The following is an 11,367-nucleotide window of genomic DNA, read 5'->3' as shown; positions in this document are numbered from 1 at the left end:
GGGCGCTGTCGCGGTCGCCGCTCTGTAACGCGTGCAGCGTGTGCGGCGCAGTTCCGAAGAGAGGCGCGGACGGCGACCCCTATTCAGATTGGGAATCCAGTGAGCAATTACGAACCGATGCCGGAAAACCAGCGGTACGACGGCGGTCCGGTCGCCGGCCAACAGGCCCACGGGCGCGGCGGGGACGGCTCCGCCGTGCGGCGGGCGGCGCTCGTCATCCACACCGTTGCCGACATCGCGGCCGTGTTCCTGGGCCTGTGGATCCTGCTGTACCTGCTCGAGGCCAACCAGGGCAACGTCTTCGTCGGGTTCGTGGAAGGCGTCGCGGACGGGCTGGCCTGGTGGTCACAGGATATTTTCACAATGGACACGGACGGGCTTCGGGTTCTCCTCAATTACGGCCTGCCTGCCGTGATCTATCTGCTGATCGGCCATGGTGTGGCGGCGCGTGTGCGCCGTCTCTGACGGAATTCACCGAGTATTCGCTCTGTGAAGAATTCGCAACTCTTCACAGTGCGATGCGACGAACTCGGCGAAACGCGCCCCCATGCGCAGATAGGCGGTCGCGTTCGGGTGCAGCCCGTCGTGCAAATCCGATGTCTCGTCCGGCTTCAGGAGCGTTCGTCCGTCGAGGTGGACGAGCGCGGGGTCGGAGCGCTGCCGTTCCTGGACGAGACGGGCGAGGTGGTCCCTCGCGGCGGAGAGGGTGAGCGCACCGAGCGGGACGTCCCGCGGGTCGCCCACGGCATGGAGCCGGCCGGTGGCGGGATCGACGGCGAGAGGGCCCGGACGGTCCTCCAGGACCGGGCACGGGACGGGGGAGACGATCACCATCGGGACCTCGGGATGCTTCTCCCTGATCGTGTCGAGGAAGCCGTGGACGGCCGGCCAGAACGTTCGCAGCCGCATCGCCGCCGCACCGACGATGTTGACGCCGATCTCGAGGCTGATCAGATCGGCGGGCAGGTCACGGATCGTGCGGGCCACGCAGGGGTCGAGCATCGCGTTGCCGGAGAAGCCGAGGTTGGTGAGGTGGAGGCCGCGGGCCGTCGCCGCGACGGCGGGCCACATGCCCGTGGGGCCCGCGGCCTCGACGCAGTGGCTGATGGACGAACCGTGGTGGACCCAGCGCGGCGAGGACGCGGACTGCCGGGACGGCCCGACCGGCCGGTCGCTGCGGAGGGAGACCAGATCGCAGACGGCTGTGTGCGGCAACCAGATCCGGATCTCCTTCTCGCCCGGGGGCAGGTCCGGGAAGCGGATGGTCTCCGGCCCGCCGGTGACGAGTGCCGCGTCGCTCTCCGCCGTGGCGGGCAGGATCAGATCTCCGCCGTTGAGAGCCACTCTGTGCAGGAGGTGGCCGTCGACGACCAGGTCGAGCGCCGCGGGCGCCGGCTCTCCGCCGGGGCCGGGCACACGGACGGCGTGCAGAGTGAGTTCCAGGTGGACGGCCTCTGTGCGCAGCGCGAGCCGTGCACCGGCGGACAGTTCTGTCTCCAGCTCGAAGAACGGGTCGAGCACCTGCTGCCGGGTCCATTCCGGCAGCCGCGCGGGCCGCAGGCCGCGCTCGGTCCCCCGCAGGCCAGGGGCGCCCTCGACGAGGCTGCGTGCGCCGGGGAATGCGCTCACGTGGCGGAGGCTGGTCACAGGTCGGCCTTTCGCTGTCCGTGTCGTCGCCAGACGTACCCGGCCGGCCGCCCGGGCAGTCGTCGTTTCGGCGGTCGGCCCGTCCGGGCAGTCGTCGTTTCGGCGGTCGGCCGTCCCGTCGGACCGCAGTCACTCTTCGGGTGGCAGCAGTGTCCCCAGAGGGCCGAGGTCGAGGTTGAGGTCCTTCATGCTCAACCCGTACTGGGCGCACAGACCGGCCATGCGGTCGTGCAGCAGCAGCAGCGTCGCCCCCAGCCGTTCCTCCTCGTCCTCCGTGAGATCGCCCTGATCGACGCGGTGGAGCGCCTGCCGTTCCATGAGCTGGCGCAGCAGTTCGACGAGGGTGAGGACCAGTTTCATCAGATCCCGTTCGACGGTGTCCGGATCGGCGCGGATCCTGCGGGCCGGTGCGGGCGGCCGGTTCCCCGCGGCCGTCAGTTCCTGCGGGGGTGCCGGGAGGAGCCGGAACGCGCGAGCGGCGGCGTCGGCCACTTCCTCCAGCCGCCGGGGAGCTCGCGGGCCGTCATCGGGCATTCGGGTCGCCTTCCGGCAGGGTCCGTGCCCAGAGCGGCCGGGTCTGTGCGTCCACGGAGACCACGAGGGCCCGCAGGCTGACGCGGACCAGGTCGATGTCGGCGATCGACAGCAGTACGTCCCCGGTGATGACGACCCCGCCGCTGAGGAGGCGGTCCAGCAGATCGATGAGGGCGACCTGCCGCTGGGGGAGCGGGTCCCTCTCAGCCGGGGCGGCAGGCTCCGTCATGAGGGACCGCCTTCGGCCGCGGCGGGCTCTGGGGCGGTGGCGAAGGAGTACGGCACCCAGGGGCCCGTGACGTCGACCCGCACACCGGGCAGGTCGTCCGCGGCACGCGCCACCTCGGCACGGAACGCGTCGGAACGGTCCGCACGCAGCAGATACGCGTCATTGACGACGTTCTCGTCCCGCGAGCCCGCCAGTTCACCCTGCTGGACACGGTGACGCGCCCGGTCGGTGGCGAACGCCCGCCCGGCCGCCTCGATGCGCTCCGCCGCCGTCCCGGCCGCCCGGTGCGCGCTGTCGCGGACGCTCCGCTGGGCACGGCGGTTGCTGAGGTACGCGCGTCCGGGGCCGACGCCGGGGGAGGAGGCAGGGCCGGGCGGTGGCGGCGGCGCGGCTTCGTCGGGGGCCTCCACGTAGATCTTGATGCCCCACTCGACATGCCCCTCCAGCTTCGCCAGCAGCTGCTCGAAGGCTGCCCGGCCGGCGTCGAGCGCCTCACGGGCGCGATCGTCGTCCAGGTACACGGTCGCGAGCCGCAGCGGCAGAACGGTCGTGGCGGCGCCGAGTCGCTCGATCACCGCGTGATGGGCCCGCGCGACCGCCTCCAACCACTCGAGGTCCTCCAGATGCCGCCGCAGGGCCGCCTCGTCGAAGTCGTGCGCGCTCACCGAACTCGCCACGAAGACCGGCGCCCCGTCGCCCGTACCGGGGATGATCCTCACCGGCGCGCCCGCCACGCCGGCCGACTCCGCCGCCGACTCGCGCAGCGCGTCGCCGTCGCGCGCGACGGCGTAGACGTAGGTGGCGTACGCGATGTCCTCAGCGCTCATCGGATCGTGTTCCTCCGGACTCCTCCTCGGCCTGCGGCACCTCGCCGCGGCCGGTCAGCGCCTCACCGGCCTCCTCACCGCCGCCGGTCAGCGCCTCACTGCGCCGCATTGCCTCGATCTCGGCGCGCAGGCGGCGGTTCTCGGCTGCCAGCGAGTCGGGAGCGGCACGGGATGACAGCGAAGGGTCGTGCTCCCACCAGTCGATACCCATCTCCTTCGCCTTGTCGACCGAGGCGACCAGCAGTCGGAGTTTGATCGTCAACAGCTCGATGTCGAGCAGATTGATCCGTATGTCGCCGGCGATCACGATGCCCTTGTCCAGCACACGCTCCAGGATGTCGGCGAGGTTCGCCGACGAGCCCTGCGCGTACTGCGGCGCCGCTCGGGAGGGGTAGGAGCCGGTCCGGCCGGCCAGGGGTTCGGTCACGATCGGGACCTCGCGTTTCGCGCTGGTGCGGATTGCGCTGCGCACACCGCGGCGGTGTCACGGCCGGCCTTCCGACCGGTACGCCATGATCTCTTCCAGGCGGTCCAGCAGTTCGTCCTCCCTCCGGTCGAAGGTCTCCTCGTCGATCTCGCCCGTGGTGAGCTGCTCCTCGAGCTCCGCAAGGGCGCGGTGGACCGGCGCGGGATCGTAGTACTCGTCCTCGGCCGCCTCCCGCACACGGTCCACCACCCACACGACACCGCGCACCGGCGCCAGCGGGAGGGTGACGATCTGGGTGAACAGGCCCATGACGACCGTCCCTTCAGACGAAGCTGTACGGCGGCAGCGGCCCGTTGAGCCGGAAGTCGAAGCTGTCGCCCAGCTGGTTGGACACGCTCAGCTCGGTGGTCAGGAAGAGCTCCTCCTGGTCCTCGGCCACCAGGAAGGACACGTTGACGAAGTCGTCGCCCGTCGGCTGAGAGATGCTCAGGTCCCGGGCGAAGGGCCGAAGCGCCTCGATGACCCCGGAGGCCAGGGACTCCTGCCGTGCCTGCACCTCGTCGGCCACCAACTCGCCGAGCCGTAGCGGCAGATCGGGAGAGGTGTTGCCGCCCCGGATCTCCTCGTTGAGCTGCCGGGCGGTCTCCGACTCCTGAAGGATCTCGCGGAGCAGCGCCTCCTCCTGCTGCAAGGCCTTCAGGTTGTACTCGACACAGCCCCTGAGCGCCTCCAGCCGCTCCGTGTACTCAGCGGCCCGCTTCTCCAGCGCCTCCTGCACGGCTCCGTCGTCCGGAGCCGTGAGACCGAAGCGCAGGGGGAGGACGGTTCCGTCCGCCATGAGGCGCTCCTGCACCGCCTGGTGCGCGGCCACATCGCGGCGTTTGGGACGCAGCCCCTCCGGCGCGTCACTGACGACGGCGCACAGGGGTCCGGCGACCACTTTCCGCAAGGGTGCGGCCGGTTCGCCGACCCCCTCGAGGTCGTCGAGGCGCAGCGGATGCCGGTCGCTGGTGATCGAGTAGACGTACACGGCCATGGTCGCTCCTCACCGCGGGGGTCATTCCTGCCCGCGTTCCCTTTCCCGCCGGGTGGCCCGCCGGGCGGGCCTTCGCCGCTCCACCGGCTCCTTCTCCTCGGCCTCCTCTGCCTCCTCGCCGGCTTCGTCGCGCTTGCTCTTGCCGCCGCCGGTCAGGGACTCGGCCACCGCCTCCATCGCTCCGCCCAGGGCGCCCTTCGACTTGCCACGGGCACCGCTCTCGACCGTGTCGCCGACGATGTCGGTCAGCTGGGTGGGCGCCTTCCTGCCGGACTCGAGATCCAGGCGGTTGCAGGCCTCGGCGAAGCGCAGGTACGTGTCCACGCTGGCCACGACGACACGTGCGTCGATCTTGAGGATCTCGATGCCGACCAGGGAGACGCGGACGAAGACGTCGATGACGAGTCCGCGGTCGAGAATGAGCTCGAGGACGTCGTAGAGATTTCCGGAGCCGGCGCCTCCTCTGGAGACGTTGCCTCCGCCTTGCGGCACCACGGTCATGGTGCCTCCCTTCGTCGCGGGCGTTCCGCTCAGGACGGCCGGTCGATCTGGCCACGCGTGTAGCGCCGGGTCCGCCGGTACTCGACCAGGTCGCCCTCGTCGTCCAGCGTGACCTTGTAGCTGGCCAGCACACTCGTGGTGTCGGGGATCCGCTCCAGCTCGACCACCTCCACATCGGCCTCCCAGCCGTCCTCGGTCGGCTTCAGGGCCGAGATCGACTCAGGGGGGCGGCCGAGCAACTCCGACAGCTGGTCGGCAGCGGAGCGCATGATGTGTGCCGCCTTGCCCTTGGTCCGCCGCCCGGCGTGTTCTGAGGAAGTCATCGGCCCTTCTCGTCTGTCTGACGGACGCCGCTCGTCCTGGCTGTGTGGGGTCGTTCCCGAAAACGTACAATTTAAGCATATCGGGATATTTGCGCTGAATCGACGAACGTTTGGCGTCCAGGCACCGGCGAACCCCAACGGGTCGACGAAGCAAAGGCGTTGGGCGCTGAACGGGCATGCCGGGCCCAGTCACAGGGAGCAGCTCATGAAGGACACGACCAAACTCGCGCTCGGGGCCGCCGTCGCCGGCGGCTATGTCCTCGGACGTGCGAAGAAGGGGCGCCTCGCCTTCGCGGTGGCCACCTATCTCACCGGCCGCCGGCTCGGACTCGATCCCCAGCAGCTGATCACCGGGGGCGTGCGGAAACTGAAGGACGCTCCGCAGTTCGCCGGGCTGGGCGACCAGGTGCGGGGCGAGCTGATGGAGGCCGGCCGGCAGGCCTTGGCCGCCTCGGCCGACCGCCGTCTGGCCGGGCTCGCCGACTCGCTGCACCAGCGCACGCGGCTGCTGGAGGAGCCCGACGAGGGCGACGAGGCGGACGAGCAGGACCGGGGCGAGGACGAGACGGAGCGGGACCAGGACCAGGAGCAGGGGGACGAGAGGGGCGAACCCCCGGGCCGCCGCGGCGCTGCCAAGAAGAGTGGCCCCTCGCCGGGGAAACGAGCCGGTGATCAGGCCCCGCCGAAGAAGACGGCCGCCAAGAAGACGGCGGCGAAGAGGGCTCCCGGCCAGAAGGCCCCTGCCAAGAAGGCGGCCGGTGGGAAGGCATCCGCCGGCAAGAGCCCCTCCTCCAGCTCCGGCTCACCGCGGAGGTAGCGCCATGACCAGTACGGACACACGGCCCGTGGACACGGGGAGTTCCGGCGTGGATCAGCTCCGCGAGGCAGTCGTCGACTACCTCGGCGTCCGGGCGGAACGCCTGGCGGACTCCGCCGGCGACAAGGTGGCCGGTCTCACGGACAAGCTGCTCGACGTCGCAGAGGGCGGTGGGAACCCCGGCGGCGGCCTGGTGAAGGCCCTCGTCAAACGGAAGGCCGGAAGCGTCAAGGACAACCTCGTGGGCAAGGTGAAAAGCATGGTGGGTGGCGGAGGCGGACGCAAGTCCGGCGACACCAAGGTCATGAACATCATCGAAGCGCTCGACGTCGGCGTGCCGATCCGCAACGCGTACGACCACTGGACGCAGTACGAGGCCTTCAGCGGTTTCACCAAGGGTGTACGCAGCGTCGCGCGGAAGGACGACGTCTCCTCCGACTGGAAGGTCAAGGTGGGACCCTCGACCCGCGGCTGGTCGGCGACGGTACAGGAGCAGATACCCGACGACCGGATCGTCTGGACGTCAGAGGGTGCCAAAGGAAGCACCCGGGGGTGCGTGAGCTTCCACGAGCTGACCCCGTCCCTCACCCGCATCGTGCTCGTCGTGGAGTACTACCCGTCCGGTTTCTTCGAGAAGACGGGCAACTTGTGGCGCGCCCAAGGGCGCCGTCTGCGGCTGGACTTCAAGAACTTCCAGCGTCACGTGACCCTCACGGAAGAGGAGCCGGAGGGCTGGCGTGGCGAGATCCGCGACGGCGAGGTCGTGGTCAGCCACGAGGACGCGCTCGAGGAGGAGGAAGCGGCGCAGGAGGACGAGGAGCACGAGGGCGAGGACGAGCACGAGGGCGAGGGGGAGGACGAGCAGGCCGACGAGGAAGCGGAGGGAGCCGAGGACGAGGAAGCCGACGAGGACGAGCAGGACGACGAGGAAGCGGAGGGAGCCGAGGACGAGGAAGCCGACGAGGACGAGCAGGACGACGAGGAAGCAGAGGAAGCCGAGGACGAGGACTACGACGAGGAGGACGAGCAGGAGGACGACGAAGAGGACGAACCTCGCAGGTGACACCCGCCGTGCCGGGCTGCCCTACGCTGCTTGGGCATGAGCACGGACAAGGGAACGCATCGCCCGGCACACCCGGGCCGGCGTCGTTTCATCACAGGGCTGTCGGCCGTGGCCGTGGCAGCCGCGCTGCCGGGCTGCGGGACGGCCGAGGACTCCAGCTCCCGGTCACGCTCGCGGACGGCCCCCGCTCCCGCTTCGTCCGCTCCCCGGCAGCGGTCACGCCCTCTGTTCCTGGGGACGTACACCTCCATCGACGGCGGCGGCTCCGGAATCGGGCTGGCGACGTACGACGAGAGGACCGGCCGCATCACCGGCGCGGGTGTCGTCGAAGGCGTAGCCGACCCCTCCTACCTCGCCGTCCATCCCTCCGGGCGCACCCTGTACGCGGTCAACGAGCGCGAGACCGGCTCGGTGACCGCCGTACGCCTCGTCGAGAACGGCACACCCGAGGTCCTGGGCAGCCGTCCCACCGGTGGGGCCGCGCCCTGCCACCTGTCCGTGCACCCGTCCGGGCGCTGGCTGCTCAGCGCGGACTACGGCTCCGGCACCCTGGCCGTGCACCCCGTCGCGGCGTCCGGAGCGCTCGGCAGGCGTACGGACAAGGTCACCCACGACAGCCCGCCGCCCGGGCCGGGGCAGGAGGGTCCACACGCGCACCAGATCGTCACGAGTCCGGACGGCCGCCATGTGCTCGCCGTCGACCTCGGTACCGACACCGTCTACACCTACCGCCTCGACACCGAGGCGGGGACGCTCGAGGAAGTGTCACGCGCGACCGTGCGGGCCGGTGCCGGACCGCGCCACCTCGCCTTCCACCCGTCGGGCCGTTACGCGTACCTCGCCAACGAGCTCGACGACACCGTCCAGGTCTGCGCCTACGACCGCGCGACCGGTCGGCTGCGCCCCACCCCACCGCAGCCGACCGGGACCGGCTCCGGCACCAACTACCCCGCTCAGCCCGTCGTGACGGCCGACGGCAGATTCGCGTACCTCGCCAACCGCGGCCACAACAGCCTGACGCGTTACGCCGTCGAGGCCGGTGGCTCCCGGCTGCGGCTGCTGGACACGGTTCCGGTCGGCGGCGACTTCCCCCGCCACATCGCGCTCTCACCCTCCGGCGGCCTGCTCTTCGCCGCGAACCAGCGCTCCAGCACGGTCACGGCCTTCCACGTCGACCGCCGCACGGGCGAACTCCGCCGGGCGGGGGAGGCGTTCACGTCACCCGTCGCGGTGTGCGCGCTGCCGCTGTAGGGCCGTGCAGGGCTGCCGTTGGGCTTGCGATCATGTGGCCACGGGTCGGCGGACTGCGGACGCTCGACCTGGGGACCCCCGGTGAGTTGCGCGACCGGCTCAACGCCCTGGTGCTGTCCGGGGAGAAGCGGGCCACCACGGGGCTCCTGGAGTCCGACTACCGTGCGGAGGGCGAGGATCCGGAGTCGGTCGGCGAACGCCTGGTGCTCATCGGAAGCGAGGGACAGTCCGTCGCCCAAGTGGCCGTCGAGTCGGTCGAGATCGTCCCGTTCCGCTCGGTGACACGGCACTTCGCGCAGGCCGAGGGCGAGGGCTGCACGAGTCTCGCGCACTGGCGCGAGGTGCACGTCGACCACTGGCGGAGCGTGGGCCACACGGTGGTCGACGACACGGACGTCGTCTGCGTCCGTTTCGGTCTTGTGGTCCCGGCTCCCTGTGCGCACAGTGCCCTGTGACCGCCGAACAGCCGGGGCGCGCCTGCACCTTGCCGCCTCTTCGTGGCGGTGCCGCTCTTCCTGGCAACTGCACGGCTCCCGCGCATCGACCGTCCGGGCCCGGACCGCCCGCGTGCTGACTCGACCCGGGCGCTACTTCGGCTCCAGCAGGTCCCACCGGTTGCCGTAGAGGTCCTCGAAGACCGCGACGGAGCCGTACGCCTCGTGCCTCGGCTCCTCGAGGAAGCGCACGCCCGCCGAGGTCATGCGGGCGTGGTCGCGGGCGAAGTCGTCGGTGTGGAGGAAGAATCCGACCCGGCCGCCGGTCTGGTCACCCACGCCGGCGCGCTGGTCGTCGTCCTTGGCGCGGGCGAGGAGCAGTCCCGTGCCCGGAGCGGAGCCGGACGGGCGGACCACGACCCAGCGGCTGCCGTCGCCACGGTCGCTGTCCTCGACCAGTTCGAAACCGAGGGCGTCGGTGTAGAAGGCGATGGCCTCGTCGTAGTCGCGGACGAGGAGGGTGACCAGGGCGATGAAAGGCATGCGCGGCACGTTATACGTAGTACCCGAGTGCGACAATGCTGGGCATGCCCGTCCCTGACCACCTCCTCGCGCGCGCCCGCCGTCTCGCCGAGCCCGGCGGCCGCCGCGTTCTCGGGATCGCCGGCGCCCCCGGTGCGGGGAAGTCCACGCTCGCGCAGTGCCTCGTCGAAGCGCTGGACGGCCTCGCCGTCCTCGTGGCCATGGACGGCTTCCACCTGGCCCAGCAGGAACTGGAGCGCCTCGGGAGAGCCGGCCGAAAGGGCGCCCCCGACACCTTCGACGCCGCCGGATACGCCGCCCTGCTGGCACGGCTGCGTGACCCCGATCCGGCCGTGACCGTCTATGCGCCCGCCTTCGACCGGGCGCTGGAGGAGCCGGTCGCAGGGAGCGTTCCCATTGCGCCCGGCGTGCCGCTGGTCGTCACCGAAGGCAACTACCTGCTGCACGACGAGGGGCACTGGGCCCGGGTCCGGCCGCTCCTCGACGAGGCCTGGTTCCTCGAGATCGACAAGGACGTGCGGGTACGTCGGCTCGTCGAGCGGCATGTGAGTTTCGGCAAGGAAAGGACCTTCGCCGAAAGCTGGGTCCACGGTTCCGACGAGGCCAACGCGCGGCTGGTCGGACGCAGCCGGGACCGGGCCGACCTCGTGGTCACCGGGACCTGACCGACCGGTCCGATCGAAAGCCGCGCCCACGCCGTTCGCCTCGGATCGGTACGCTCGAATCACTGACACGTTCGAGCGGAGGGCGGTTGACGTGGGGTTGTTCCGGCGAGGGCCGAAGCGTGACGGACGCGATGCGCCCCGGGACCCCGAGTTCTCCTTCTTCTCCGCCGACGAAGGCACACGGTTCCGCGCCCTGGTCCGCGAGGCCTTCGCCGAACAGGGCCTCGAAGTGACCGTCTACGCCGACATGGTCGCCGACAGCGCGGGCCGGCAGTTCGGGCTCGGCAACCTCGCCGCCGTGTGCCACAACGACGAACGAGGGCCCCGTGCGTGGTCCGAACTGGTCCACCAGCACGTCGGCATGGTGCTGCGCACCATGGAGGCGCCGTCCGCCCTGGAGACCCTGCCCCCCGAACAGATCCGCGCCCAGCTCTACCCCCGCGTCGTCGGCGCCGAAGGCCTCGATCCGCGGAACTTCGCCTACGCCCGAGCCGTCGCCCCCGGCCTGTACGAGATCCTGGCGCTCGACCTCCCGGAGAGCGTCATGATGCTCACCGACGAGGCCCTCGAACCGCTCGGTGACCTCCCGTACCTGCGTGACCAGGCGCTCTACAACCTCCGGGGCCTGCCGGTCGAGGCGCACGAGACCGTCGAGGACTCGGAGGGCATGCGCTTCGAGGTGGTGCTCGGCGACTCGTTCTACACGGCCAGCCGGGTTCTGGCGCTGGAGACGCTGGTACGGCAGGTCACCGGTGAGGAGCTGACCGCCGACGGGGCCCTGGTGGCGATGCCCTTCCGGCACCAGATCGCGTTCCACGCCATCCATGACACCGGGATGATCCCCGCCCTCAACGCGATGGCGGCCTTCGCGGCCACCGGCTACGAGGACACGCCCGGGGCCATCAGCCCGTACGTCTACTGGTGGCACGGCGGCACCCTCACCCAGCTGAGTGAGCGTGACGTGGACGGCGACGGCCTGCAGATCATGATCGGCGAGGAGTTCCAGGAACTGCTGGAACGGCTGGTCGCCGAGGACGACCGGCATCCCGGTGACGACCCCGGTTGACCGG

At 70.7% G+C, this 11,367-nt stretch carries 17 protein-coding genes; 7 read left to right on the top strand and 10 right to left on the bottom strand.

Going from position 1 to position 11,367, the window contains the following annotated elements; translation table 11 throughout:
- The first annotated feature begins 99 nt into the window (after positions 1 to 99).
- On the top strand, positions 100 to 465 hold the full coding sequence (locus IE198_RS04050; protein WP_229833715.1) for a hypothetical protein: 366 nt from the start codon (positions 100 to 102) through the stop codon (positions 463 to 465).
- Between the two features lie 6 nt (positions 466 to 471).
- Here the strand turns inward: IE198_RS04050 and IE198_RS04045 are convergent, their stop codons facing one another.
- The 9 genes from IE198_RS04045 to IE198_RS04005 all read right to left on the bottom strand — a co-directional run bounded on the left by IE198_RS04045 (position 472) and on the right by IE198_RS04005 (position 5,524).
- The gene (locus tag IE198_RS04045; protein WP_189882606.1) at positions 472 to 1,629 is read right to left on the bottom strand and encodes a GDSL-type esterase/lipase family protein; all 1,158 of its coding nucleotides are present in this window, start codon (positions 1,627 to 1,629) and stop codon (positions 472 to 474) included.
- A gap of 147 nt (positions 1,630 to 1,776) precedes the next feature.
- Positions 1,777 to 2,181 carry a gas vesicle protein K gene (locus tag IE198_RS04040; RefSeq protein ID WP_189882604.1) on the bottom strand — a complete coding sequence of 135 codons (405 nt, stop codon included), beginning with the start codon at positions 2,179 to 2,181 and terminating at the stop codon, positions 1,777 to 1,779.
- On the bottom strand, positions 2,171 to 2,410 hold the full coding sequence (locus tag IE198_RS04035; protein WP_189882602.1) for a gas vesicle protein: 240 nt from the start codon (positions 2,408 to 2,410) through the stop codon (positions 2,171 to 2,173). The genes IE198_RS04040 and IE198_RS04035 overlap by 11 nt, the downstream gene beginning before the upstream one ends.
- A complete protein-coding gene (locus IE198_RS04030) occupies positions 2,407 to 3,237 on the bottom strand; it encodes a GvpL/GvpF family gas vesicle protein (RefSeq protein ID WP_189882600.1) in 831 nt (276 codons plus the stop codon). Before IE198_RS04030 ends, IE198_RS04035 begins: the two co-directional genes overlap by 4 nt.
- Positions 3,227 to 3,664: a gas vesicle protein gene (locus IE198_RS04025; RefSeq protein ID WP_229833714.1), complete on the bottom strand. Its 438-nt coding sequence runs from the start codon at positions 3,662 to 3,664 to the stop codon at positions 3,227 to 3,229. Before IE198_RS04025 ends, IE198_RS04030 begins: the two co-directional genes overlap by 11 nt.
- Positions 3,665 to 3,721: 57 nt before the next feature.
- On the bottom strand, positions 3,722 to 3,973 hold the full coding sequence (locus IE198_RS04020; RefSeq protein ID WP_189882598.1) for a gas vesicle protein GvpG: 252 nt from the start codon (positions 3,971 to 3,973) through the stop codon (positions 3,722 to 3,724).
- A 13-nt stretch (positions 3,974 to 3,986) separates the two neighbouring features.
- Positions 3,987 to 4,700 (bottom strand): GvpL/GvpF family gas vesicle protein, encoded by a 714-nt coding sequence (locus IE198_RS04015; protein ID WP_189882596.1) that lies wholly within the window; start codon positions 4,698 to 4,700, stop codon positions 3,987 to 3,989.
- Between the two features lie 21 nt (positions 4,701 to 4,721).
- Entirely contained in the window at positions 4,722 to 5,201 is a 480-nt protein-coding gene (locus IE198_RS04010; protein WP_189882594.1) for a gas vesicle structural protein GvpA, read from the bottom strand.
- Between the two features lie 29 nt (positions 5,202 to 5,230).
- Positions 5,231 to 5,524 (bottom strand): gas vesicle protein GvpO, encoded by a 294-nt coding sequence (locus IE198_RS04005; RefSeq protein ID WP_189882592.1) that lies wholly within the window; start codon positions 5,522 to 5,524, stop codon positions 5,231 to 5,233.
- A 205-nt stretch (positions 5,525 to 5,729) separates the two neighbouring features.
- Here IE198_RS04005 and IE198_RS04000 point away from each other — a divergent pair, with 205 nt between their 5' ends.
- The 4 genes from IE198_RS04000 to IE198_RS03985 are packed head-to-tail and all read left to right on the top strand — an operon-like array spanning position 5,730 to position 9,110.
- Positions 5,730 to 6,341 (top strand): hypothetical protein, encoded by a 612-nt coding sequence (locus IE198_RS04000; RefSeq protein WP_189882590.1) that lies wholly within the window; start codon positions 5,730 to 5,732, stop codon positions 6,339 to 6,341.
- A gap of 4 nt (positions 6,342 to 6,345) precedes the next feature.
- Complete coding sequence (locus IE198_RS03995; RefSeq protein ID WP_189882588.1) at positions 6,346 to 7,404, top strand: SRPBCC family protein; 1,059 nt, start codon at positions 6,346 to 6,348, stop codon at positions 7,402 to 7,404.
- 36 nt (positions 7,405 to 7,440) lie between these two features.
- A complete protein-coding gene (locus IE198_RS03990; protein ID WP_189882586.1) occupies positions 7,441 to 8,655 on the top strand; it encodes a lactonase family protein in 1,215 nt (404 codons plus the stop codon).
- 32 nt (positions 8,656 to 8,687) lie between these two features.
- Positions 8,688 to 9,110, top strand: a complete 423-nt coding sequence (locus tag IE198_RS03985) for an ASCH domain-containing protein (RefSeq protein WP_189882584.1) — start codon at positions 8,688 to 8,690, stop codon at positions 9,108 to 9,110.
- Between the two features lie 132 nt (positions 9,111 to 9,242).
- Here the strand turns inward: IE198_RS03985 and IE198_RS03980 are convergent, their stop codons facing one another.
- On the bottom strand, positions 9,243 to 9,632 hold the full coding sequence (locus tag IE198_RS03980) for a VOC family protein (protein ID WP_189882582.1): 390 nt from the start codon (positions 9,630 to 9,632) through the stop codon (positions 9,243 to 9,245).
- 35 nt (positions 9,633 to 9,667) lie between these two features.
- Here IE198_RS03980 and IE198_RS03975 point away from each other — a divergent pair, with 35 nt between their 5' ends.
- Together IE198_RS03975 and IE198_RS03970 are read left to right on the top strand one after the other, a co-directional pair.
- Positions 9,668 to 10,297, top strand: a complete 630-nt coding sequence (locus IE198_RS03975) for a nucleoside/nucleotide kinase family protein (protein WP_373299754.1) — start codon at positions 9,668 to 9,670, stop codon at positions 10,295 to 10,297.
- A gap of 91 nt (positions 10,298 to 10,388) precedes the next feature.
- Positions 10,389 to 11,363, top strand: coding sequence for a DUF1444 domain-containing protein (locus IE198_RS03970; protein ID WP_189882578.1), 975 nt, complete (start codon positions 10,389 to 10,391; stop codon positions 11,361 to 11,363).
- The last annotated feature ends 4 nt before the right edge of the window (positions 11,364 to 11,367 follow it).

Origin of the sequence: Streptomyces xantholiticus, assembly GCF_014651015.1 — a bacterium.
Lineage (GTDB): Bacteria > Actinomycetota > Actinomycetes > Streptomycetales > Streptomycetaceae > Streptomyces > Streptomyces xantholiticus.
Note: the sequence above shows the minus strand (reverse complement) of the source record. Positions and strands in the feature narration are given on the sequence as shown.

Bases quoted from the DNA above. Each gene is read 5' to 3' on its own strand.
- IE198_RS04040 (WP_189882604.1), bottom strand. From the start codon at position 2,181: ATGCCCGATGACGGCCCGCGAGCTCCCCGGCGGCTGGAGGAAGTGGCC.
- IE198_RS04035 (WP_189882602.1), bottom strand. From the start codon at position 2,410: ATGACGGAGCCTGCCGCCCCGGCTGAGAGGGACCCGCTCCCCCAGCGG.
- IE198_RS04030 (WP_189882600.1), bottom strand. From the start codon at position 3,237: ATGAGCGCTGAGGACATCGCGTACGCCACCTACGTCTACGCCGTCGCG.
- IE198_RS04020 (WP_189882598.1), bottom strand. From the start codon at position 3,973: ATGGGCCTGTTCACCCAGATCGTCACCCTCCCGCTGGCGCCGGTGCGC.
- IE198_RS04015 (WP_189882596.1), bottom strand. From the start codon at position 4,700: ATGGCCGTGTACGTCTACTCGATCACCAGCGACCGGCATCCGCTGCGC.
- IE198_RS04010 (WP_189882594.1), bottom strand. From the start codon at position 5,201: ATGACCGTGGTGCCGCAAGGCGGAGGCAACGTCTCCAGAGGAGGCGCC.
- IE198_RS04005 (WP_189882592.1), bottom strand. From the start codon at position 5,524: ATGACTTCCTCAGAACACGCCGGGCGGCGGACCAAGGGCAAGGCGGCA.
- IE198_RS04000 (WP_189882590.1), top strand. From the start codon at position 5,730: ATGAAGGACACGACCAAACTCGCGCTCGGGGCCGCCGTCGCCGGCGGC.
- IE198_RS03995 (WP_189882588.1), top strand. From the start codon at position 6,346: ATGACCAGTACGGACACACGGCCCGTGGACACGGGGAGTTCCGGCGTG.
- IE198_RS03990 (WP_189882586.1), top strand. From the start codon at position 7,441: ATGAGCACGGACAAGGGAACGCATCGCCCGGCACACCCGGGCCGGCGT.
- IE198_RS03985 (WP_189882584.1), top strand. From the start codon at position 8,688: ATGTGGCCACGGGTCGGCGGACTGCGGACGCTCGACCTGGGGACCCCC.
- IE198_RS03980 (WP_189882582.1), bottom strand. From the start codon at position 9,632: ATGCCTTTCATCGCCCTGGTCACCCTCCTCGTCCGCGACTACGACGAG.
- IE198_RS03975 (WP_373299754.1), top strand. From the start codon at position 9,668: ATGCTGGGCATGCCCGTCCCTGACCACCTCCTCGCGCGCGCCCGCCGT.